General features: G+C 36.2%; 24 protein-coding genes and 1 riboswitch. Of the genes, 19 read left to right on the plus strand and 5 right to left on the minus strand.

Annotated elements, in window-relative coordinates; genetic code table 11:
• The first annotated feature begins 2 nt into the window (after positions 1-2).
• A riboswitch (cobalamin riboswitch) is annotated at positions 3-192 on the plus strand.
• Between the two features lie 26 nt (positions 193-218).
• From OPU68_RS12530 to OPU68_RS12565, 8 genes are all read left to right on the plus strand, one after another.
• The gene (locus OPU68_RS12530) at positions 219-2,030 is read left to right on the plus strand and encodes a TonB-dependent receptor plug domain-containing protein (RefSeq protein WP_498474327.1); all 1,812 of its coding nucleotides are present in this window, start codon (positions 219-221) and stop codon (positions 2,028-2,030) included.
• 73 nt (positions 2,031-2,103) lie between these two features.
• Positions 2,104-3,135, plus strand: coding sequence for a YncE family protein (locus OPU68_RS12535; protein ID WP_498474328.1), 1,032 nt, complete (start codon positions 2,104-2,106; stop codon positions 3,133-3,135).
• A gap of 156 nt (positions 3,136-3,291) precedes the next feature.
• On the plus strand, positions 3,292-4,551 hold the full coding sequence (locus tag OPU68_RS12540) for an NAD(P)/FAD-dependent oxidoreductase (protein ID WP_498474329.1): 1,260 nt from the start codon (positions 3,292-3,294) through the stop codon (positions 4,549-4,551).
• 73 nt (positions 4,552-4,624) lie between these two features.
• Positions 4,625-5,299 (plus strand): tRNA (guanosine(37)-N1)-methyltransferase TrmD, encoded by a 675-nt coding sequence (trmD, locus tag OPU68_RS12545; protein WP_498474330.1) that lies wholly within the window; start codon positions 4,625-4,627, stop codon positions 5,297-5,299.
• Between the two features lie 98 nt (positions 5,300-5,397).
• A complete protein-coding gene (locus tag OPU68_RS12550; protein WP_498474331.1) occupies positions 5,398-5,847 on the plus strand; it encodes a hypothetical protein in 450 nt (149 codons plus the stop codon).
• Between the two features lie 90 nt (positions 5,848-5,937).
• On the plus strand, positions 5,938-6,450 hold the full coding sequence (locus OPU68_RS12555; protein ID WP_498474332.1) for a nitroreductase family protein: 513 nt from the start codon (positions 5,938-5,940) through the stop codon (positions 6,448-6,450).
• Positions 6,450-7,040: a hypothetical protein gene (locus OPU68_RS12560; RefSeq protein ID WP_498474333.1), complete on the plus strand. Its 591-nt coding sequence runs from the start codon at positions 6,450-6,452 to the stop codon at positions 7,038-7,040. Before OPU68_RS12555 ends, OPU68_RS12560 begins: the two co-directional genes overlap by 1 nt.
• Before the next feature lie 14 nt (positions 7,041-7,054).
• Positions 7,055-8,347 (plus strand): cryptochrome/photolyase family protein, encoded by a 1,293-nt coding sequence (locus OPU68_RS12565; RefSeq protein WP_498474334.1) that lies wholly within the window; start codon positions 7,055-7,057, stop codon positions 8,345-8,347.
• A gap of 77 nt (positions 8,348-8,424) precedes the next feature.
• On the opposite strand, the gene OPU68_RS12570 is transcribed toward OPU68_RS12565, so the two are convergent.
• Positions 8,425-8,640 carry a hypothetical protein gene (locus OPU68_RS12570; RefSeq protein ID WP_498474335.1) on the minus strand — a complete coding sequence of 72 codons (216 nt, stop codon included), beginning with the start codon at positions 8,638-8,640 and terminating at the stop codon, positions 8,425-8,427.
• Positions 8,641-8,772: 132 nt separating this feature from the next.
• Between OPU68_RS12570 and OPU68_RS12575 the strand changes: the two genes are divergently transcribed.
• Positions 8,773-9,390 carry a 30S ribosomal protein S16 gene (locus OPU68_RS12575; RefSeq protein ID WP_498474336.1) on the plus strand — a complete coding sequence of 206 codons (618 nt, stop codon included), beginning with the start codon at positions 8,773-8,775 and terminating at the stop codon, positions 9,388-9,390.
• 79 nt (positions 9,391-9,469) lie between these two features.
• Entirely contained in the window at positions 9,470-10,012 is a 543-nt protein-coding gene (rimM, locus tag OPU68_RS12580) for a ribosome maturation factor RimM (RefSeq protein WP_498474337.1), read from the plus strand.
• Between the two features lie 3 nt (positions 10,013-10,015).
• On the opposite strand, the gene OPU68_RS12585 is transcribed toward rimM, so the two are convergent.
• Positions 10,016-10,945, minus strand: coding sequence for an XRE family transcriptional regulator (locus OPU68_RS12585; protein WP_498474338.1), 930 nt, complete (start codon positions 10,943-10,945; stop codon positions 10,016-10,018).
• A gap of 102 nt (positions 10,946-11,047) precedes the next feature.
• On the opposite strand from OPU68_RS12585, the gene OPU68_RS12590 reads away from it, so the two are divergent.
• The 9 genes from OPU68_RS12590 to OPU68_RS12630 all read left to right on the plus strand — a co-directional run bounded on the left by OPU68_RS12590 (position 11,048) and on the right by OPU68_RS12630 (position 19,724).
• Positions 11,048-11,737 (plus strand): LA_2272 family surface repeat-containing protein, encoded by a 690-nt coding sequence (locus tag OPU68_RS12590; protein WP_498474339.1) that lies wholly within the window; start codon positions 11,048-11,050, stop codon positions 11,735-11,737.
• Positions 11,738-11,739: 2 nt separating this feature from the next.
• Entirely contained in the window at positions 11,740-12,351 is a 612-nt protein-coding gene (locus OPU68_RS12595) for a hypothetical protein (RefSeq protein ID WP_498474340.1), read from the plus strand.
• 68 nt (positions 12,352-12,419) lie between these two features.
• Positions 12,420-13,868, plus strand: a complete 1,449-nt coding sequence (gene asnS / locus OPU68_RS12600; protein WP_498474341.1) for an asparagine--tRNA ligase — start codon at positions 12,420-12,422, stop codon at positions 13,866-13,868.
• An 80-nt stretch (positions 13,869-13,948) separates the two neighbouring features.
• On the plus strand, positions 13,949-14,164 hold the full coding sequence (locus OPU68_RS12605) for a DUF2683 family protein (RefSeq protein ID WP_498474342.1): 216 nt from the start codon (positions 13,949-13,951) through the stop codon (positions 14,162-14,164).
• Positions 14,152-14,391 carry a hypothetical protein gene (locus OPU68_RS12610; protein ID WP_498474343.1) on the plus strand — a complete coding sequence of 80 codons (240 nt, stop codon included), beginning with the start codon at positions 14,152-14,154 and terminating at the stop codon, positions 14,389-14,391. Before OPU68_RS12605 ends, OPU68_RS12610 begins: the two co-directional genes overlap by 13 nt.
• Before the next feature lie 192 nt (positions 14,392-14,583).
• Complete coding sequence (rpoN, locus tag OPU68_RS12615; protein ID WP_498474344.1) at positions 14,584-16,050, plus strand: RNA polymerase factor sigma-54; 1,467 nt, start codon at positions 14,584-14,586, stop codon at positions 16,048-16,050.
• A gap of 193 nt (positions 16,051-16,243) precedes the next feature.
• On the plus strand, positions 16,244-16,903 hold the full coding sequence (locus OPU68_RS12620) for a succinate dehydrogenase cytochrome b subunit (protein ID WP_498474345.1): 660 nt from the start codon (positions 16,244-16,246) through the stop codon (positions 16,901-16,903).
• A 14-nt stretch (positions 16,904-16,917) separates the two neighbouring features.
• Positions 16,918-18,927, plus strand: coding sequence for a fumarate reductase/succinate dehydrogenase flavoprotein subunit (locus tag OPU68_RS12625; protein WP_498474346.1), 2,010 nt, complete (start codon positions 16,918-16,920; stop codon positions 18,925-18,927).
• 23 nt (positions 18,928-18,950) lie between these two features.
• Entirely contained in the window at positions 18,951-19,724 is a 774-nt protein-coding gene (locus OPU68_RS12630; protein WP_498474347.1) for a succinate dehydrogenase/fumarate reductase iron-sulfur subunit, read from the plus strand.
• Positions 19,725-20,065: 341 nt separating this feature from the next.
• Here OPU68_RS12630 and OPU68_RS12635 read toward each other — a convergent pair whose 3' ends face one another.
• The 3 genes from OPU68_RS12635 to OPU68_RS12645 form a co-directional block, all read right to left on the minus strand.
• Positions 20,066-20,302: a PspC family transcriptional regulator gene (locus OPU68_RS12635; RefSeq protein ID WP_498474348.1), complete on the minus strand. Its 237-nt coding sequence runs from the start codon at positions 20,300-20,302 to the stop codon at positions 20,066-20,068.
• A gap of 183 nt (positions 20,303-20,485) precedes the next feature.
• Entirely contained in the window at positions 20,486-21,586 is a 1,101-nt protein-coding gene (locus tag OPU68_RS12640) for a DUF2851 family protein (RefSeq protein ID WP_498474349.1), read from the minus strand.
• A 113-nt stretch (positions 21,587-21,699) separates the two neighbouring features.
• Positions 21,700-22,137, minus strand: a complete 438-nt coding sequence (locus OPU68_RS12645; protein ID WP_498474350.1) for a hypothetical protein — start codon at positions 22,135-22,137, stop codon at positions 21,700-21,702.
• Positions 22,138-22,240 lie beyond the last annotated feature (103 nt).

Raw genomic sequence — 22,240 nt, forward strand, 5'->3', positions numbered from 1 at the left:
CATTATCTTTGCCGCACTTTGGTTCCCGAATGTCTCGGGATTAAAAGGGAATGAAGCGCAAATCTTCAACTGTCCCCGCAACTGTAAATCGCAACAAAGTATTTTGCATTCTTTGCCATTGTCTGCCCAAAGCGGATGAGAAGGCGCAAAATCAGCGAAAGTCAGGAGACCTGCCAGAGAAAATTTAATAAATGCTTTCGGAGGAAAGGCAGGTCATTATGAAACGTATTTTTACATTTTTATCTCTCGCCATCTTGCATCATTTTTCCGCTCAGGAATCTTTGATAGATACTGTATTTATTGATAATCAATTCAATAAAGTGGGGAAAACTGCAAAAATTTCCCGGATTAGTTCTGATCAGATTTTGGAAAACTCTACTTCGTTATCAGATCTTCTCAGATTTCAAAGTAATATTTACATCAAGGAAAACGGACGTGGTGCCACTTCTTCGCCATCTTTCCGTGGAACAGGCGCATCGAAAACGGCTTTTGTCTGGAACGGAATCAATGTGAATTCTATCTTTTTGGGTCAAGGTGACATCAATAATCTGAATCTTCTGAGCTACGAAAACATCGGAATAAAATATGGTGGAGGAAGTGTGATCTACGGAAGTGGAGCCATTGGAGGATCAATTCACCTTAATAATACTTTGGATTTTAATAAAGGATTTCATGGAACACTGTTTTCGGAATATGCTTCTTTTGGGACTATTAATTCTTTTATCAAAGCAAAATACAGCAATGAGAAATTGAGTTTCAGTTTTTCTGCAAACCATTCCCAAAGTGAAAATGACTATGAGGTTTCCGAAAAGAAATTCATCAATAGAAATGGAGAATACCAGAATACTGGATTGAACCTGGGATTAGCTTACAGAATTAATAAAAACAACGAATTCTACTGGCAAAGTCAGCATTACGACAGCGATCAGCACTACCCTATTTTCGATGAAAATCAAACCAGAACCAAATATAAGGTTCAGACTTTGCGAAGTTTAGCCGGCTGGGAATTGAATTCGAACAAAATAAAAAACGATTTGAAACTGGTTTATCTGGAAGACAATTTTCAGTATTTTGGAGACATTAATCAAGCAAAATCCAGTGGCGGAACCGGGAAACAATACATCTTCCGAAATGACCTTGATTATTTCGTTTCAAAAAAATCTTCATTCAATTTAATTTCAGAATATCAGTATAATCAGGCGGAAGGATATCAATCCGGAATTCAGAATCCTAAAAGAAATGAAGTCAATCTTTCTTTGCTTTACAGAAACGGAAATCTGGAAAAGTTCTATTGGGAATTGGGCGCAAAATATGACTTTGTGGAAGGTTATGAAAGTCCGTTTTTGTTCTCTGCAAGCGGAAAATACAAGGTTAATAATTGGTATCAGACTTCAATTAATATCTCGAGAAACTTCAAAGCGCCAACTTTCAATGATTTGTATTGGACGCCGGGCGGAAATCCGGATTTGAAAGCGGAAACGTCTTATCAGGCGGAGATGTCGCATTATTTCAACTATCGAAATTTCAAATTGGGAATCACGCCTTATTATATCAAAATGAAGGATATGATACAATGGGTTCCTGTAACGCCATCAATATGGTCGCCCAAAAATGTGGACAAAGTTGATTTTTACGGATTGGAAACAGATTTATCCTTTACTAAAAACTGGACAAATCAGAAATTAAATTCTCAGATCAGTTATTCTTACACAAGATCTGTCGATCAGGAAACTAAGAAACAGTTGAGCTATGTTCCTTTTCATCGGATTAATTTTAACACCAATTATCAATACAAAATTATTGGGATATTTTTTCAGGCTTTGTACAACAGCAAACGATTTACGGATAATAATGAAAATAAATTCCTGAAAGATTATTTGGTTTTGAATGCCGGAATTAATATCAATCCAGTAAAAAATATCCAGGTTGGTTTTAAAGCAAACAACATCACAGATCAGATTTATGAAACGGTCAACTATTACTTTATGCCAAAACGTAATTACGCAATAAGTTTGACATTAAATTATTAAAATAATAAATATATTATGACCGCGTCAGCGAAACCATAATTCAATAAAAAAACAATAAATAAATAAATATATTATGAAATTCAACAAATTTTTGACTGCAGTTTTTGCTTCAGTCCTTCTGGTAGTCGCATCTTGTAACAATGACGATGAGATTTACGACAATCAGGAAACTTCTTACAGCGGGATTCTTGTAGCAAATGAAGGAAATTTTGGAACTCCAAGCGGCGAAGTTTCTTTCATCCCTTCCGATATTTCTACTATCGAAAACGACATCTACAAAAAAGTAAATAACACAGCTCTGGGAGACGTTGTGAACAACATCGGATTCTCAGGAGATCAGGCTTACATTATTGCTAACAATTCTAATAAAATTGAGGTGGTGAATCGTTTTAGATTCAGCAAAACAGCTACTATTACAGACAATGTGAAACAACCAAGATTTATCACTTTTGCAAACAACAGTTTTTACGTTACAAACAGTACTTATCTGGGCGATCAATATGTTTCGATTTATAACTCTGCCAACAACAGTTTTGTGAAGAAAATCACTTTTACAGATACTGTAGAAAGAATCGTTTCTGCTGGTAATAAAGTATTTGTTCAGCACGCTTCTTATGGTTTTGGAAACAAAATTTCTGTGATCAACAGTACAAATGTTGTAGAAAAAACAATTACACTTCCACACGGTAATATTACCAAAACTGTTGCCGCTAATAACTTTGTTTACACAATGGCACCAGATGGAACAGACACATATCTGTATCAAATCAGTGCAGCAGGAGACATCACAAAAGAAACCAAATTTGCGGGCATTGCAAACGGAGAAAATCTAAGTGTCGATAATAACAAAGTTGTTTTTAATTCTAAGGGCAATGTTTATGTTACCGATCTTACAAGTACTGCTACGCCAGCTCCTGCATTTACAATTGCTCCTTTTGCGGATTACTCCACGATATACGCATTAGAAATCATAGACAACAAAATTTTTATTTCCGATGCTAAGGATTATCAGGAGGCTTCAAAGGTTTCTATTTATTCTTTAACAGGAGCACTTCAAAAATCTTTTACAGCGGGCATTATTGCTGGAGGTTTCTATAAAAATTAATTTTTCATCATTTGTGTTTTTAGGGTCCTGTCAGTTTTCTGTTAGGACTCTTTTTTTGTTTGACCGTGACATAATTATAAATTCTACATATCATTAAGCATAATATTTGCTTACTCTCAAGCAAAATAAAAACCTTAATTTTATAAAAAATTCGCAATGAGGGAAAAGATTGTCATCATCGGAGGTGGTTTCGCAGGTTTGCAGCTTGCACGGAATCTTAATAACCAGGGAAAATACAAAGTCATGGTTATTGATAAGATGAACCATCACATGTTCCAGCCCTTATTTTATCAGGTTGCAACAGGCAGAATAGAGCCATCCAATATTTCATTCCCCTTCAGAAAAATTTTCCAGCGATCCAAAAACATACAGTTCCGGATGACTGAGATCAAAAAAATCATTCCATCCGAAAATAAAGTGATTGGCGAAGATGGTGTTTTCACTTATGATAAATTGGTGATTGCAACAGGTTGTAAAACTAATTTCTTCGGAAACCAAAAGATGCAGGAACTGGCCTTGGGAATGAAAAACACACAGGAAGCCATTACGATCCGAAATCACATCCTGATGACTTTCGAAAAGATGATTATCGAAAGAAAAGCCAGTGACGATGGGAATTGGAATCTCGTGATCGTAGGAAGCGGACCCACAGGTGTGGAATTAGCGGGCGCATTTTCTGAAATGAAATCCAGCATCTTGCCAAGAGATTATCCAAGGATGAATTTTTCCGATCTTAATATCATCCTTATAAGTTCCAGCGACAAACCTTTGGATGCTATGAGTCAGGAATCTCAGGATGCAGCAGAAAAATATCTGGTTCAGCTGGGTGTCAATTTTATGAAAAATGAACGCGTGACGGAGTATGACGGCGAGACTATTTTTATGCAAAGCGGGAACTCAATCCCGACTAACAATGTCATTTGGGCAGCGGGTGTTACCGGAAATATCATTGATGATTTTAATAAAGAAAATCTCGTAAGAAACCGCTACATCGTTGACAGATATAACAAAGTCAAAGGATTTGACAATATTTTTGCCATCGGAGACATTGCCTATATGGAAACGCCAAAATATCCGCAAGCGCACCCACAATTAGCAAATGTCGCTATTAATCAGGGGAAAAATCTAGCCAGAAACTTTAAAAAAAATTCGGAAAAAGACTGGGAACAATACGAATATATCGACCGTGGATCTATGGCAACCATCGGAAAACACAGAGCAGTTGTAGACCTTCCAAAATTTAAATTTCAGGGATTTCTTGCTTGGTATTTCTGGATGTTCTTACATTTGATGCTGATTCTGAGTGTCAGAAACAAACTGGCGATTTTCTTCAACTGGATGTGGAGCTATATTAATAAAGACTCTTCTCTCCGATTGATCATTGCACCATCCAGGAAAAACCCTACAGAACAGTAATATAATCGGTAGTTGATAAATGATAATTGATTGCAATTCATCACTTATCATTTATCATTCATCATTTATAAATATGCGAATAGACATCATAAGTGTACTTCCCGAACTGATGGAAAGCCCGTTCCAAACGTCCATCCTGAAAAGAGCAATGGAAAAAGGACTGGCAGAAGTGCATTTTCACAATATAAGAGACTGGAGCAATAATAAGCATCGCAAAGTAGATGACGAACCGTATGGTGGCGGTGCAGGAATGATCATGACAGTTGAGCCTTTGGACCTCTGTATTTCTGAACTAAAATCCCAAAGAGACTACGACGAGATCATCTATCTCACACCAGAAGGCGAAACTTTGAACCAAAGAATTGCCAACACACTTTCTATCAAAGAAAATCTAATTTTCCTTTGCGGACATTACAAAGGCGTTGATCAAAGAGTTCGTGACCTTCACATTACAAAGGAAATTTCCATCGGCGATTATGTTTTGACTGGCGGAGAATTGGCGGCATGTGTCTTGGCAGATTCAGTAATACGACTTTTACCCGGCGTTTTGAATGATGAACAAAGTGCACTGACAGACAGTTTCCAGGACAATCTCCTTTCGCCACCGATCTACACAAGACCCGAAACTTATAAAGGATTATCTGTTCCCAAAATTTTATTGAGTGGGAATTCTGCAGCTATCGAAGATTGGTTGCACGATGAAGCCGTAAGAGTCACGAAAGAAAGACGACCGGATCTTTTGGAATAATTTGTGATTTTCACATTTGAAATATATCCTTTCTAAATATTTTTAGAGAGGTTTTTTATTTATTTTATTAATTATTATCTTTATTCAAAATTGGATTTATGCAGAAGACGGTTTACGATAAAACTGAGTTACGCAATTTTGTGAATGACAGCATTTCGGGAAAAGTGAAAACACTTGAGTTTTACCTTAATTTTTCTCTGGAAGCCAGCCGGGACATCAAGAAAACTTCAAAATACGATTCTATCAGAGAAGAGATTCAGGACGAAATTTATCTTTTGGACAAGCAAATGGTTTCGCTTAAAAATATGCAGAGAGAGATGCGAAAAGTCCTGAACTCTGCTTCAGAAAAAGTTAAACTTGGTTCACTTGTCATCACAAACAAAGCGCGCTTTTACATCTCCGTTTCTTTGGGGGAATTTTTCTTCCAAGGCGACCGCTTCTACGCCATCTCGCCAGAAAGTCCAATGGCACAGACAATGATGGGAATGCAAGCTGGCGATTCTTTTGTCCTCAATAAAATCGGACAGGAAATTGTGGAGGTGTTTTAGAGTGATGGAAGTCGGAAGATGGATGATGGAAGTTTTCCAGCGTGAGTCTTATCACTTTGTCCTTTTGCCTCGATTCTTGTATCTTTGAATATGGAAAACGCTAAAATTTTAAAAAACATCATAGAAGAGCGCAGAAGCATCTTCCCAAAAGATTACACCTACAAAGAAATCCCTCAACATATTCTTGATGAAATCCTAAGCAACGCCGTTCTGGCGCCCAATCACAAGCGCACGAAACCTTGGCGTTTCAAGACTTTCAAAGGTGAGGAAAAACAAAAATTGGGATTAGAACTTCAAAACATATATAAAAATTCAACAGCGGAAGCTCAGTTTCTTCAGAAGAAATATGATGATATTGGATTCAAAATTTCTAAAGCTGATGTCGTTGTTTCAATTGTTGTCAACTTCAGTGGATTGGTTCCGGATTGGGAGGAGATTTCGGCCGTTTCTATGGCGGTTCAAAATATGTATTTGACTTGCACGGCAAACAATATCGGTTGCTACTGGAGTTCCCCAAAAATCGTTGAGCAACTGAAAGATGCTTTGACCATTGAAGAAAACCAACAGTGTTTGGGATTGTTCTATATGGGAAGTTTGGATTAATGAATATCTACAAGAATTTCAGCGAACAAGAATTGATGATTGCATACAATGAATTGCTGGATAATTCCGGCAAAATCAACCCTGATATGCAGGAAATCCTTACGGAAAGAGCTTATAATGAAAAATTCTTTGCCATGGCAAATCACAAAAAAGTTGTCGTTAAAGAAAAGGGAAGAATTGCTTTTGAAATCAGCAAGTTGGTGGATCAGGGAAAATTCTTTGAAGAAATCGAGCCGACTATTTCTTCTGAAATTTTAAATAACGAAGAGTTGTTCAATTTTATTTTAGAAAAATATATTATTTTTCACAGCATTCAGGAAAATGATAAAGTTGATAAAAAGACTTTATACAAGAGTTTTATTGGTTTAATTGTTGGGACTTTTGCCGGAATTTCGTTTCTCTATTTGATTGTCACTTTCCTTCAAGCATTTAATTTCTTTTTCCTGATTCCGACCTATGTGGTTTGTTATTTGGTTATAAAAAAAATCACACGCAAAACGCGAGATAATTTGGCCGTTTTTATTTCCACTTTTCTTGCTACAATTTTCTCTTTGCTTGTCAGTTTTTTATTCATTGAAAGTCTTAATTAATTAATAATTATTTAATGCAAAAAGTTTCAATATTCTGGTTTCGTCGTGATCTTCGACTTGAAGACAACAAAGGTTTGTCTGAAGCTTTGAAGTCTGGCGAGAAAATCATTCCGGTTTTTATTTTTGATAAAGAAATCCTTGATCGTCTCGAAGATAAGTACGACCGACGAGTTGATTACATTCATCAGGCTATAGAAAAAATCAATACTGAACTGAATGAATCTGGAAGTAATCTTGTGACTTTTTACGGAAAATCTTTGGAAATTTTCCAACAGTTGCAAAAAGATTATAATGTAAAATCTGTCTATTGCAATCGGGATTATGAACCATCTGCCATTAAAAGAGATGAGGAAATAAAGGAATTTCTTAATTCAAAAAATATCGATTTTCTTGATTTTAAAGACCAGGTAATTTTTGAGAAAAATGAAGTTGCAAAAGACAATGGCGAACCTTACACAGTTTACACGCCTTTCTCAAACAAATGGAAAAAACTTCTGACCGAAGACGATTACAAATCGGTTAGGATTGATAAAACCCAATTTCTGAATTTACCTTCGAAGAAAATATTGAGCTTAAAAGAAATCGGATTTGAGAAAACAGATTTTGATTTTGAAGAACCTACATTGGAATCGAAAATAATCGATGATTACGACAAAACCAGAGATTTTCCAGCCGAAAACGGAACAACAAATTTGGGAATTGCACTCAGGTTCGGAACAATCTCTGTTCGGAAATCTGTGAAATTTGCCTTGAACCACAACGAAATCTGGCTAAATGAATTGATTTGGCGGGAATTCTTTATGCAAATCTTATTTCATTTTCCGAAAGTGGTGAATTACTGCTTCAAAGACAAATACGAAAATATCCCATGGCGAAATAACGAAGCCGAATTTGAAAAATGGTGCAACGGCGAAACCGGTTATCCCATTGTAGATGCAGGAATGCGCCAACTGAACCAAACCGGCAGAATGCACAACAGAATCCGAATGGTCACTGCAAGTTTTCTCACAAAACATCTTTTGATTGACTGGCGCTGGGGCGAGGCTTATTTTGCGAAGAAATTGTTGGACTACGACCTTTCAGCCAACAACGGAAACTGGCAATGGGCGGCAGGTTGCGGTTGCGATGCCGCACCTTATTTCCGAGTTTTCAATCCGGATGAGCAGACAAAAAAGTTTGACAAGGATTTGAAATACATCCGAAAATGGAATCCTGATTTTGAAAAAGACATTGTGGAGAACCGAATAGTGGAGCATAAATTTGCGAGGGAAAGAGCTCTGGAGACTTACAAGAAAGCTTTGAACTAATATTTCTAACCACAAATCGAAGATTCGACGAAGTCAAAAGGCACAAAAGTTTTTTAACACTTAAGTTGATGATAAGATTAGTGAGATAGCTCATTTAAGAACACACAAGTTTGGAAATCTTCGATTTTTTTATTTTGATAATCTCTAAATTCTGACAAATCGTGTTTGGATGACAAAACCCATAGCCCTGATTGCAGTGGAAATCCCACAGCAAGCGATGGGAAAAGCAAGGCGCGAGGAATTGCAACGGAAAGCAGGTTCCCGGCTCCGAAGATTAAAGTTTTTTTATTCAATATTCAAGGTTTGAAAAAACTTCCGACATCTGACTTCCAACTTCTAACTAAAATTTTTCGTAATCGAAAATTTTGTATATCTTTGCACACTTAATATTTAACCGGGACGTGTTCCCAAAATTTTAAAATTATATGTCAGTAAAAATCAGATTACAAAGACACGGATCTAAAGGGAAACCTTTTTTCCACATCGTGGTTGCAGATTCCAGAGCTAGAAGAGATGGTAGATTCATCGAAAAACTAGGAATCTATAACCCAATTACTAACCCTGCTACAATTGAATTGAACGTAGATTCTGCTGTACAATGGTTGAACAACGGTGCACAGCCAACTGACACTGCAAGAGCTATCCTTTCCTACAAAGGTGCTTTGTACAAAAAACACCTTCAAGGTGGTGTTGCTAAAGGTGCTTTTGACGAGGCTGAAGCTGAGAAGAGATTCGCTGCTTGGGTTGATGCTAAAGACGCTAAAGTACAAGGTAAAGTTGAAGGTTTATCTACAGCAAAATCTGACGCTAAGAAAGCGGCTTTGGAAGCTGAAGCTAAAGTAAACCAGGCAAGAGTTGACGCTGCTCAAAAAGTTTTGGATGATGCAAAAGCTGAAGAGGCTGCTAAAGCTGCTGAAGCTAAAGCTGCTGAAGAAGCTGCAAACGCACCTGCTGAAGTAGAAGCAACTGAAGAAACAGTAGCTGAAACAACTGAAGAGACTCCTGCTGCTGAAGCAGAAGGAACTGAAGAAACTCAGGCTTAATTCTTTAACAAAAGATACAATCTCAAAGACACGATAATATCGTGTCTTTGTTGTTTAATAAAATTTACCACCGGAACTCATGAGAAAAGAAGACTGCTATTTTTTAGGAACCATTACCAGAACACACGGCTTGCAAGGAAACGTTATCCTAAAACTAGACACAGACCAACCTGAAATGTACGACAAACTGACATCGATTTTTTTGGAAATCAATGGATTGCTGGTTCCGTTTTTTGTTGAAAAACAACAGTGGCAGAGAGGTGATACGAAAATCCTTTCTTTCAAAAATTCTTCCGAAGCTTTGGTAAATCAAACGATTGGAAAAGGTGTTTATCTTCCGCTTTCTACCCTACCTCCATTGACTGGTAAAAAATTCTATTACCACGAAGTTGTCGGTTACGAAATCCGTGAAGAAGATGGGAAATCTTGCGGAACTATTGTTTCCATCAATGATATGACGGCTCAGAACTATTTCATTCTGAATCTTGCAGGAAAAGAAATCATTATTCCGCTTATTAAAGATTGGATTCTTGAGGTAAATCGTGAAGAGAAATTCATCAAAATGTTTTTACCGGAAGGTTTGATGGATGTTTTCTTGGTGCCTTCGAAAAAGGATGAGTAATTTTTAAATTGAATTCTTCAGACTTTCTATTCTTTCCAACATACTGTTGAAAAATTTTTTGCGGTCGCGTTGCCCGGAAAAGCTGAGCGATGTGGAGTTTTTGATTTGATGCTGAAAAAAATTGAGCGCATCATCACAAGTACTTTGGTCATCCGTCATCATATATCCGAACATATTGTACGGCACGAAAAGTGACGATTTTTCTTCATTTTTAAATAAAATACTGTTGTTCAGAATCAGAATATCGTGGGCATAAATATGGAAATTTTTGTTTTCATTTTCTGCTTTCTTCTCGATGCTTTTGATTAATATTTTTAGTTCTTCGAGAATTAATTTCGCAGTTTCTTTAGACAGAATTTCGATTTCTGAATAAAATAAAACCTGATTCAGAATACTGGAAATCGTGGTATTGTTCCATATTTCCGTGACATTCAGATTTTCATAAAGGTTTTTCAAATCTTCACTTTTGTCGGAATATCGTTCCAATTTGAAATTATCAAATGGTTGCATAAAATCTTTTTCATTCAAGAGATTCATCCAGACAAACAATTTAAATCTCGACAAAACTGAATCAGAAATCGTATAGAAAAACGGAATATCCTTAGCGGAATAGTAAACCTCGGTTTCTTTGTTGATTTTGAAATCATTAAGAAGATGCAATGCGTCATCAAAATAATTCAGCAAATCCGTAACGGTTCTGATGGGTTTGGTTTTCTTCGCAATGATTTGGTTGTCGCTTTTCATAAAACCATCCAGCGAAATATTGTAGAATTTTGCCAAAACTAGACTTTCTTCCAGAGAAAACTTAGATTTCATCGAAGTTCTTCGGTGCGCGGCGTCGTAGCTGATGTTGAGGACATTGGCAATCTCATCGTTCAGAGATTTGTCTCCAATCTTGCTTCGAATCTGTTTCAATAAAAGTTCCTGATACATCTTTTGCGATTTTCACAAATTTAGAAAAAATATTAATTCTTTTCCGCATTGAGAAGCTTGAGTTTCGAATATAATTTTGAATCATAATTAAAATCAATTGTTATGAAAACGAAATTATTAATACTCTCAATTTTTATTTGCGCCTTCTCTTTTGGACAAGATTCCTTAAAGCAAGATTTAAAGCTAAAATCTGGATTGGTCACTTTCAATCCTTCAAAAGTTACAAGAAATACAAATGGAATCAATCTCGGCATTCTTGATGAATATCAAAAACAAAGAATCAACGGAATTAATCTTCAGGCAAATCCAATCACATTATTATATCTACTAATTCCAAAAGCTATTGAACTTCCGAAAAAAGGCGAGGAAACTGTGACTGTAAATGGCCTCCATATTTCCACAGGAGGAATGATGGATGGCAAAAAATTAAACGGAATTGGGATTTCTATGTATCATATTGCTCAGGAAACCAATGGGATTTCAATCAATAGCTTCAATAGTAATATTGGAAAAATGAATGGCGTACAAATCTCCTGGTTGAATAACTCTATCGAAAAAGGAAATGGACTTCAACTTTCATTTTCAAATAGCGGTGATAAATTCAATGGTTTACAAATTGGCCTCGGGAATGAAATTAATTCAGGACACGGCATTCAAATCGGGTTTTATAATTCTACAAAAAAGCTAAAAGGTCTGCAAGTAGGCGTCATTAATAAATCCGAAAACAGAGGTTTCCAAATCGGTTTTTGGAACAAGAATTCTAAACGTACAATGCCATTCATAAATTTTTAAAAATGAAATATTTACTCTTTTTACTAGTCTCTTCATTTTTAAATGCTCAAGAAATGGAGAAAAAATGGATTATCGAAATGGGCGGATTTCAAAGTTTTGCTAAGCAAAAACAAAGCAATCAACCAGGAGTTTTATTGGGAATTTGGCGTAGTTCTCCTGTTGAAGAAAATGTAAGATTAGAATTAGGTGGTAACTTCAGATTGAGCTCTAGTACTTATAATTTCAAATATAAAAAATCAGGCAAAACGTTCGACATTGAAACCAAGGAATATGTTTTGAATCTTGGAGGAAGAATGATAAAAGAATTTAAAATTAAGAATCAAAGAATAGAATGGATAAGTGAATTAAGTTTTAATAATATATTTTTCGGAGGTAAGGATATTCCAGATGATCAAGAAAATGAAACAAATGAGAATCAAGTAGTTCTTCATACCAATTTCGATTCTGAAAACCTTTCTACACTTCAGTTTGGACAAGGACTGAGGATTTGGAAAGGAAATATTGGACTTGGAATCAAAGCGAGCATTACGCCTTATCGACTTTGGTACAAAACAACTACTCCAAATCAATTCAATGTATTTTCTGCAGAAGCGACGATTTCTATAAAACTTTAAATCATTAAAATGTACTACATTTTAATTACAACGTTTTTTCGTAAATTTGCACTCACTAATTTTTGATAATGAAACGACAGACAATTAAAGACCTATTAGCAGATTACAAAAAAGTATTACATCACGACATTACCGTTCAGGGTTGGGTTCGGGCTTTCCGTTCCAATCGCTTTATCGCTCTAAATGATGGTTCTACGATTAATAATTTGCAGATCGTGGTTGATTTTGAAAGTTTTGATGAGGAAACCATCAAGAAAATCAATACGGCTTCGTCTTTGAAAATTGTAGGTGAAGTGGTGGAAAGCCAGGGCGCAGGACAAACTGTGGAAATCATTGCGAAAAAAATCACAATTCTGGGCGATAATTTCTTTGAGGAATTACAATCCACGATTCTTCAGCCAAAGAAACACAGTTTGGAGAAATTGCGTGAACAAGCGCATTTGAGATTCAGAACCAATGTTTTTGGCGCAGTTTTCAGAATCCGTCACTCGGTGAGTTTTGCGATTCACTCTTTCTTTAATCAAAATCAATTTTTCTACATCAACACGCCAATCATCACGGGAGCTGATGCAGAAGGCGCTGGCGAAATGTTCAGCGTTACAAATTTTGACCTTAATAATATGCCTAAAACCGAAGAAGGCGAAATCGATTTTTCTCAGGATTTTTTCGGAAAGAAAACCAATTTGACGGTTTCTGGTCAGCTTGAGGGTGAAACTGCAGCGATGGGATTGGGAAGAATTTACACTTTTGGACCTACTTTCCGTGCAGAAAATTCTAACACAACGCGTCACTTAGCTGAATTCTGGATGATTGAGCCGGAAGTTGCGTTCAACAATCTTGAAAATAACATTGACCTTGCTGAGGATTTCTTGAAATATGTGATTCAGTACGTTTTGGATCACTGCAAAGACGATTTGGAATTCCTTGACAAACGTTTCGAAGAAGAGCAGAAATCAAAACCGGAGAAAGACAGAGCAAAAGAAGGCTTGATAGAAAAACTTCAAAACGTGGTTGCGAAGCGTTTCAAAAGAGTTTCTTATACGGAAGCGATTGAGATTTTATTAAACTCAAAGGAAAATAAAAAAGGCAAATTCCAATATCCGATTGAGAAATGGGGAACCGATTTGCAGTCTGAGCACGAAAGATATTTGGTGGAGAAACATTTCGAAACGCCCGTTGTTCTTTTCGATTATCCGAAAGAAATCAAGGCTTTCTATATGAAACTGAATGACGACGGAAAAACGGTTGCCGCAATGGACGTTCTTTTCCCGGGAATCGGCGAAATCATCGGCGGTTCTGAAAGAGAAGCGAGACACGATGTCCTTCTTGAGAAGATGAAAGACTTTGGTGTTGATGAGCACGAACTTTGGTGGTATCTTGATACTAGAAAATTCGGTTCTGTGCCACACGCCGGATTTGGTTTAGGATTGGAAAGATTGGTTCTTTTCGTAACCGGAATGACGAACATCAGAGACGTGATTCCTTTCCCGAGAACGCCTAAGAATGCAGAATTTTAAGCATTAATTAAATATAAAAAGCAAAATTCCTTCAGTTTTAATTGAAGGAATTTTTTATTAACTTTACTTAAATTTTTAAAATGAGCACCATCACTTTACATAACGAATCTGAAAATCAATTAAAATTAATTGAAGCGCTTTTGAAGGAATTGAATATAAAATTTGAGGTTTCGAAAAAAGAAAAGTTAACAGATTGGCAACAAAATCAATTGCAAGAGGGCATTGACCAGGCCAATCGAGGAGAATTTTTCACTGAAGATGAAGCTGAAAAAATTCTTGATAAATGTTTCAAATAAAATGGACAAAAAAAGCTTTGCTTTCTTTAGCAGAAACTTTAGAATATTGGAATATTCATAATTCATCCGAAACTTATTCAAAAAAGTTGAGAATTGAAGTCAAGAAAAAACAATTAGAGCTATCTGAAAATCCTAAGATTGGAATAGAACTGCCTTTGATGAAATATATAAAATTAAAATCCTTAAATATTATTCATTATTTTTCAGAATTGAAAAAGATACAATAGAGATTCTTGCCTTTTGGGACAACCGAAGAAATCCGGACAACCTCGAACTATAAAACAAAAAAACCTTCAGATTTTCTGAAGGTTTTTTGTTAACTTTTATTAACTCATCAAAAATCGTGCTAAACTTGTTGTTTTTTGAAAATAAATTTTTAACTTCGTGATCGTTAATCATAACTGAGAAACGTTACAATTATGCTAAAGCAAAATCTACAAATGCGACTTGGGCAGAAACTTGCCCCTCAACAAATCCAACTGATGAAATTGATTCAACTTCACACTTTGGAATTTGAAGAAGAACTCGAAAGAGAGCTTGAGGAAAATCCTGCTTTGGAAAAAGTAAACGAGGAAGAAAGCAAAGAAGACGACTACACGGCAGCAGAAGAAGCTTACGAAAACGAAGGCACAGAAAGCATAGAGACGGATTTCGATGTTAATGACTATCTTTATGATGACGAGCCAAATTACAAAACCGCCAGCAGCAACTATTCTGCGGATGACGAGGAGTTTGACAACCAATCCCTTTTAACAGAAGGACAGACACTTTACGATTATCTTCTGGAGCAAATACGCCTGTCGACGGTGGAGGAAGAAGATTTGAAAATCTGCGAATACGTGATTGGAAACCTTGACACAGATGGATATTTGAGAAGAGAAATAAAATCAATCGTTGATGATTTGGCATTCTCACAAGGTATCTATACTACCGTAGAAAAGGTAACGGATATTCTGGAAAATTATGTTCAGAAACTGGATCCGCCGGGTGTTGGTGCGAGAGATTTGAGAGAATGCTTATTACTTCAAATCGAGAAAAAAGTAAGTTCTAACAAAACTATCATTCTTGCCGGAAACATTCTGAGAAACCAATTTGACGCACTTGCTAACAAGCATTACAATAAAATTATTCAGAAATACGACATCGAGGAAGATGACCTGAAAGATGCATTGGATGAGATCGCAAAACTCTCCCCTAAAGTTGGTGGAAACTTTGATACACAAACGATTACAATCAACCAGGAAATCATTCCGGATTTTGTACTCCAAGTGAAAGACAATCAGGTAATTCCTACATTAAACAACAAAAACGCACCTTCTTTAAGAGTTTCTGACGAGTACAAAGAAATTTTAACTACTTATTCTCATGATAAGAAGTCTGCAGAACACAAGCAAGCAGCGCTTTTCATCAAGCAAAAACTGGATGCTGCGAAATGGTATATTGATGCAATTAACCAAAGACAGAATACGCTTTTGCAAACCATTACCGCGATTGTAAAACTTCAGAAAGATTATTTTATCTCTGGCGACGAGAAAAACATCAGACCAATGATTCTGAAAGATGTTGCTGATATTACCGGTTTCGATATTTCCACGATTTCCAGAGTTGTGAAAAGTAAATACGCTGACACACCAAACGGAATTGTTTATTTGAAAAACCTTTTCTCAGATTCATTAACAAATGACGACGGTGAAGAAGTTTCTACAAAAGAAATCAAACAACATTTGCAGGAAGCCATCGATAAAGAAAATAAAAGAAAACCTTGTACAGATGATGCTTTGGTAGGAATTCTAAAAGAAAAAGGCTACAACATTGCGAGAAGAACAATCGCAAAATACCGGGAACAACTCAATATTCCGGTCGCAAGATTAAGAAAAGAATTATAATAGACAGAATCCCGAATGAATTTCGGGATTTTTCATTTTAATCAATACAGAATACTTATCAAATTTGAAATATTATTAACATTCCATTAAAGTTATTTAGAAAGATTACAAACTGTATTTTTGTGACATTTCTCAATGTTACTTGGCTCAACTATTTTCTAAATTTGTGGAAATTCAAATAACAAACAGAATTATGGCAGGGATTACGTCTTCTATAGGCAGAAAATATGCTATGGCACTTTCAGCAATGTTTTTGCTGATTTTCCTGATAATGCATCTTTCCGTAAATTTATTATCAATTTTCGGAGAAACGGCTTACAATAATGCCTCTCAATTTATGGGATACAATCCCTTGATTCAATTTTTGATGCAGCCAGTGCTAATGGTTGCGGTAATTTTCCATTTCGTAATGGGATTTATACTGGAAATAAGAAACAACAGAGCAAGGCCAATTAAATATGCAATGAACAAAGGGGAAGCTAATTCCACCTGGATGTCACGAAATATGATTATTACAGGTGCGGTAATTTTAGCATTTCTTGGTCTGCACATGTATGATTTCTGGTATCACGAGATGAATTATAAATACATTGAAGGTCTGCCCGTAAAGGAAAACCGTTTCTGGGAAGATCTGCATGGTAAATTCAGTAATATCTGGAGAGTTGTACTTTACGTTATTGCATTTGTACTATTAGGCTTGCACTTAGCACATGGCTTCCAGTCTTCTTTCCAGTCAATAGGAGCAAGACATCCTAAGTACACACCTTTTATCAAAGCATTTGGAAACTGGTATTCTGTACTTATTCCATTAGGATTTATTATCATCGCAATTTATCATTTCGTTACTCAATAATAATAAAATTAATTATGGGTTTAGATTCAAAAATTCCTGCTGGTCCACTTAAGGATAAATGGAAAAATCATAAAGATCACATGAACTTGGTTGCACCAAACAACCGGGACAAAATAGATATTATCATTATCGGAACAGGATTGGCCGGCGGTTCTGCTGCTGCTACTCTTGCCGAGCAAGGTTATAATGTAAAAGCATTCTGCTATCAGGACTCTCCACGAAGAGCGCACTCTATTGCTGCTCAGGGTGGTATTAATGCCGCTAAGAATTACCAAGGCGACGGAGATTCAACTTATAGATTATTCTATGACACCATCAAAGGTGGAGATTACCGCGCAAGAGAAGGTAATGTTTACAGATTGGCGGAAGTTTCTGCTAATATCATCGATCAATGTGTGGCACAAGGTGTACCATTCGGAAGAGAATATGGCGGACAATTGGACAACCGTTCATTTGGTGGCGTTCAGGTAAAAAGAACTTTCTATGCAAAAGGACAAACTGGACAACAGTTATTATTAGGAGCCTATTCTGCAATGAGCCGTCAAATCGGTAAAGGCAGAATCAAAATGCACAACCGTCACGAGATGCTAGATCTTGTCATCGTTGATGGAAAAGCGAGAGGAATTATCGCAAGAAACCTTGTAACAGGTGAGATCGAAAAACATTCAGCTCACGCGGTTGTCATCGCTTCCGGAGGTTACGGAAACGTATATTTCCTTTCTACCAATGCAATGGGATCGAACGTTTCTGCAGCTTGGAAGATTCATAAAAAAGGAGCGTACTTCGCAAATCCTTGTTATGTTCAGATCCACCCGACTTGTATTCCGGTTCACGGAACGCAGCAGTCTAAATTGACATTGATGTCAGAATCTCTTAGAAACTCAGGAAGAATCTGGGTTCCTAAAAACATTGAAGATTCTGTTGCCATCAGAGAAGGAAGATTGAGACCAGAAAATATCGCAGAAGAAAACAGAGATTACTATCTTGAAAGAAGATATCCTGCATTTGGAAATTTAGTACCAAGAGACGTAGCTTCCAGAGCTGGAAAAGAGCGTTGCGATGCCGGATACGGAATCGAAAATAATGATACGAAAGAAGGCGTTTATCTGGATTTCTCTACAGAAATCATGAAAAAAGGTAAGGAAGCCGCTATCGAAAAACATATTCATAATCCTACAGATCAGCAAATTTATGATCTTGGAAAAGCCTGGATCGAGGAGAAATACGGTAACTTATTCGTAATGTACGAGAAAATTACTGCTGACGATCCTTACAAAACGCCAATGAAAATTTACCCGGCAGTTCACTACACAATGGGTGGAGTTTGGGTTGATTATAATCTTCAATCTACTATTCCCGGATGTTTCGTAATTGGAGAAGCTAACTTCTCAGATCACGGTGCCAACAGACTAGGAGCTTCTGCTCTGATGCAAGGTTTAGCAGACGGATATTTCGTTTTACCTTACACGATTGCTGATTATTTATCAGCAGATATCAGAACTGGGAAAATCTCTACAGACACTCCGGAATTCAACGAAGCTGAAAAAGAAATTAAAGAAAAAATCAATTTCTTCCTTACAAATAAAGGAACGCATACAGTAGATCATTTCCACAAACAATTGGGTCACATTATGTGGAACAAAGTTGGGATGGGAAGAACGCCAGAAGGCCTGAGAGAAGCGATTAAAGAAATCGAAGAAGTAAGAAATAACTTCTGGAAGGATGTAAGAGTTCCTGGCGATGCTGATAATTTGAATCCTGAATTGGAAAAAGCTTTCAGAGTTGCTGATTTCTTGGAACTAGGACAATTAATGGCAATTGATGCACTGAACAGAAACGAATCTTGTGGAGGACATTTCCGTGAAGATCACGCAACACCGGAAGGTGAAGCAGAACGTGACGATGTGAATTACAAATATGTTGCAGCCTGGGAATACAAAGGTATGGACATCAATCAATCTGTAGTGCACAAAGAAGACCTTGTGTATGAGAACATTGAAGTTAAAGCAAGAAGTTACAAATAATCTCCATTCAAAAATATATAAAAATGAGTGCAAAAAAAGGCTTAAATCTTACGCTGAAAATTTGGAGACAAAAAAATAATAAGTCGAAGGGACAATTCGATACCTATAAAATTTCTGATGTTTCTACAGATTCTTCATTCCTGGAAATGTTGGATATCCTAAACGAACAGTTAATCAACGAAGGGAAAGATCCTGTTGCCTTCGATCACGATTGTCGCGAGGGAATCTGCGGAATGTGTTCACTTTACATTAATGGTAGAGCGCACGGCCCGGATACTGGGATAACGACTTGCCAGCTGCATATGCGTCATTTCAAAGACGGCGAAACCATCCACATCGAACCTTGGAGAAGTGCCGCTTTTCCGGTAATCAAGGATTTGGTGGTTGACAGAAGTGCTTTTGACAGAGTAATGGCTGCCGGCGGATTCGTATCAGTCAATACCTCAGGAAACACTTTAGATGCCAACGCTATCCTGGTGCCGAAAGAAGACGCTGACAAAGCGATGGATGCTGCGGCTTGTATCGGTTGTGGTGCTTGTGTGGCTTCTTGTAAAAACGGCTCAGCAATGTTGTTCGTTGGTGCAAAAGTATCTCAGTTCGCATTGTTGCCACAAGGTCGTGTAGAGGCGACTAGAAGAGTCCTGAATATGGTAAAAGCAATGGATGAAGAAGGATTTGGAAACTGTTCCAATACCGGCGCTTGTGAAGTAGAATGTCCGAAAGGAATCTCTCTCGAGAACATCGCAAGAATGAACAGAGAATATGCATCTGCAAACCTTAAAACTGCAAATCCATAATCATCAAGATTTTAGAAGTTAGATATTAGAATTTACACTAATATTTCAAAATACAAATCCGGTTGAGTTTTTCAATCGGATTTTTTGTGGATTATTATTTGGGCAGCTTTATCCGTCTTCCATTCATTGCCAAACCTAACGTAGTGGTTCGACGGAGTCAATCTTTTGCCAACGCATTTCCAGCCACAAAAAAGGATTTCCACTCAAGCCGGGCTGCGGATTTCAGTACAAAACAACATTTGTCTATAAAACGAAAACCAGTTCAAAATCTGAAACTTTGAACTGGCTTTAATATCTAAAAATTAATCTGCAAATTCGCTAAATCTGAGAGAAAGATTTATTTACAGATCAAAAACGCTCGGTCTTTTCGTCACAATACAATCCTTAACCCAAAGCATAAAAGCCAATCCAAGATAAAACAAAAAGAAAATCCCAGCCGTTGCAAACGTTGAATAAATAAAGAAAACACGCAGTTTCGAAACCGGAATTCCCAGTTTGTGTCCATACCTAGTAAGCACACCAAACCACTCTTTTTCCATTTTATGGCGCAGACTGTTTATGATAATTGGCTCTTTCATTTTCGAATATTTACTTTAATCCGGGCTCTTCAACAACTGAAAACCGATACTGCAATTTAAGCATTTTTTCTGAGTGCAAAATGTTTTGTATTGGTAAAGAAAAGCCTGTGTCTGCAAAGCATTCCCGAATTTGACACCCAAGTTTTTCCATTCATCAAGAACAGAATTTTTTTCAGGTTTAAGTTATTTATACAAGTCAAAAATCTCGTCAGCTATTTCCGGATTGTGATTCTTCTGATAAAAATATTTGATGGGTAAAATCGCATTAATAATGATTAAATCAATGAAATCTTTACTCAGTAATTTCCGACTTTCAACAGGAGAAATTTTCCCAAAATTAAAATGATTATCCCAATATTTCGACGCTGAAACATCTTCGAAAATCAAGTACAAATCAGCAATCATTTTTGCTTCGATAATTTTCGAAAAAAGATTTGGCTGAAAATGATAAAGATTTGCGAGTTGAGAAATACGAATCGTTGGGAAATTTGGTGGACGAAGTTTTGAGAATTTCGGAGCGATTCTTACTTCGGATAAATTAAATTTCACTTTCAAAAAATCAAATTCACGTTTCCAAACTTTCATTATATCATCTTTCGGTTCCTCAAGAAAATTGCAAATCCCAAACAACAAAGCTTCCAATTGAACTTTATTCTGTTTGATTTTTTGAATAACGGAAAAGTCCAGACTTTCTGCCAATTGAAGAAAAATATCCGCATTTACTTTTAATCCAAAAGTATAAGCCAATTGTTGAAACAAAACAGCTTCGTAATTATTTTGATTTTTCTTTAATGATAATTCCAACGACTCAGATTTAAAATCCAGTTTCTTGAGCAAAACTTCTTCTTCAAAAAACAAGGGCATTTTATCTTTATCAAACAAATCTTCACAAGGAATAAACGAATGTTCTTCCCGCAGATTTTGATGTTTCTGAATCAAGGTTTCATCAATATAGCCTTTCAGTTCCAAAGTCGGAATCTTTTGGTTTTCCAATTCGGGAATGTCGCAATCATTGATGTAAACGGCGTGAAGAATCAGATTTCCAAATTCGGGATTTCCAGAATGGTTGTGGAAAAACCAATCGGAAGCTTTGGTATGAATCTCGATGTTTCCGGCGAAAATTAGGTCGTCTATTTTAATTTTAGCAAACAAAAAATCCGGCCCTGAATTCTTGTTCCATTCGCCAAAGTCTAAGATTTCGATATTTTTCCCGTCCACGGAAACAAAATCGAAACGTCGGAATTTCTTAAAATTCCAGAGATATTGTAATATTTCTTCATTCATTTGTGTATTTGATTTTCGTTAAACAAAAACCCTTTCAAAGTATTTGACTTCGAAAGGGTTAAGTTATAAAAATTTTGGAAATTTCTGATTATTATTTAAATAAAGTTATAATTCTAAGGTTTGTAATTTTTTATTAACCTGTAAGTCTTGCAAGATTCTTCAGTTTCTCGTAAGACTATCTGACTTTTACTAAGTTTAATATCTTCATTATAAGTTCCTTTCCCAAAGTCCATTCCTAATATAGGATGAAAAACTTGACTTCTCATTATTTTTGTTTTATTTCCTTGAAAAAAGAGAACAGCATCAAATTTTCCTGTTGGTGTTTGTACATATCTCTCATAATATGAAGATATATTTACTGCTAAAAATGCAACTTTTCCGTCTTCATAAATATAAATGTATTTTTCATATTTTCCATCAGAGGTACTTTTTACTTTTTCAGTCATTGTATTCAAATCATTAGTACACTTAAATAAACCTTCAGATTTGTATAAGGTATTGAAATTTACATCAACTTTTTCTGGATTAAATTTTTTCAATTTTTTAATCATCCTTTTCTGAATATCTTCATTTGTATAAGACACACACGAATTCAAAATTAGAATTAAAAAAAGACTTAAATAAAATGACAATATCTTCAAAACATTTTTTTAT

The organism is Chryseobacterium sp. TB1-D10, from assembly GCF_059803555.1.

Excerpts from the sequence above, each read along its gene's own strand:
- OPU68_RS12620 (WP_498474345.1), top strand. The coding sequence starts at position 16,244 with ATGGCAGGGATTACGTCTTCTATAGGCAGAAAATATGCTATGGCACTT.
- OPU68_RS12575 (WP_498474336.1), top strand. The coding sequence starts at position 8,773 with ATGTCAGTAAAAATCAGATTACAAAGACACGGATCTAAAGGGAAACCT.
- OPU68_RS12630 (WP_498474347.1), top strand. The coding sequence starts at position 18,951 with ATGAGTGCAAAAAAAGGCTTAAATCTTACGCTGAAAATTTGGAGACAA.
- OPU68_RS12560 (WP_498474333.1), top strand. The coding sequence starts at position 6,450 with ATGAATATCTACAAGAATTTCAGCGAACAAGAATTGATGATTGCATAC.
- OPU68_RS12595 (WP_498474340.1), top strand. The coding sequence starts at position 11,740 with ATGAAATATTTACTCTTTTTACTAGTCTCTTCATTTTTAAATGCTCAA.
- trmD (WP_498474330.1), top strand. The coding sequence starts at position 4,625 with ATGCGAATAGACATCATAAGTGTACTTCCCGAACTGATGGAAAGCCCG.
- OPU68_RS12550 (WP_498474331.1), top strand. The coding sequence starts at position 5,398 with ATGCAGAAGACGGTTTACGATAAAACTGAGTTACGCAATTTTGTGAAT.
- OPU68_RS12540 (WP_498474329.1), top strand. The coding sequence starts at position 3,292 with ATGAGGGAAAAGATTGTCATCATCGGAGGTGGTTTCGCAGGTTTGCAG.
- OPU68_RS12645 (WP_498474350.1), bottom strand. The coding sequence starts at position 22,137 with ATGATTAAAAAATTGAAAAAATTTAATCCAGAAAAAGTTGATGTAAAT.
- asnS (WP_498474341.1), top strand. The coding sequence starts at position 12,420 with ATGAAACGACAGACAATTAAAGACCTATTAGCAGATTACAAAAAAGTA.
- rimM (WP_498474337.1), top strand. The coding sequence starts at position 9,470 with ATGAGAAAAGAAGACTGCTATTTTTTAGGAACCATTACCAGAACACAC.
- OPU68_RS12535 (WP_498474328.1), top strand. The coding sequence starts at position 2,104 with ATGAAATTCAACAAATTTTTGACTGCAGTTTTTGCTTCAGTCCTTCTG.
- OPU68_RS12605 (WP_498474342.1), top strand. The coding sequence starts at position 13,949 with ATGAGCACCATCACTTTACATAACGAATCTGAAAATCAATTAAAATTA.
- OPU68_RS12585 (WP_498474338.1), bottom strand. The coding sequence starts at position 10,945 with ATGTATCAGGAACTTTTATTGAAACAGATTCGAAGCAAGATTGGAGAC.
- OPU68_RS12625 (WP_498474346.1), top strand. The coding sequence starts at position 16,918 with ATGGGTTTAGATTCAAAAATTCCTGCTGGTCCACTTAAGGATAAATGG.
- OPU68_RS12635 (WP_498474348.1), bottom strand. The coding sequence starts at position 20,302 with ATGAAAGAGCCAATTATCATAAACAGTCTGCGCCATAAAATGGAAAAA.
- OPU68_RS12565 (WP_498474334.1), top strand. The coding sequence starts at position 7,055 with ATGCAAAAAGTTTCAATATTCTGGTTTCGTCGTGATCTTCGACTTGAA.
- OPU68_RS12640 (WP_498474349.1), bottom strand. The coding sequence starts at position 21,586 with ATGAATGAAGAAATATTACAATATCTCTGGAATTTTAAGAAATTCCGA.
- OPU68_RS12555 (WP_498474332.1), top strand. The coding sequence starts at position 5,938 with ATGGAAAACGCTAAAATTTTAAAAAACATCATAGAAGAGCGCAGAAGC.
- OPU68_RS12610 (WP_498474343.1), top strand. The coding sequence starts at position 14,152 with ATGTTTCAAATAAAATGGACAAAAAAAGCTTTGCTTTCTTTAGCAGAA.
- OPU68_RS12530 (WP_498474327.1), top strand. The coding sequence starts at position 219 with ATGAAACGTATTTTTACATTTTTATCTCTCGCCATCTTGCATCATTTT.
- rpoN (WP_498474344.1), top strand. The coding sequence starts at position 14,584 with ATGCTAAAGCAAAATCTACAAATGCGACTTGGGCAGAAACTTGCCCCT.
- OPU68_RS12590 (WP_498474339.1), top strand. The coding sequence starts at position 11,048 with ATGAAAACGAAATTATTAATACTCTCAATTTTTATTTGCGCCTTCTCT.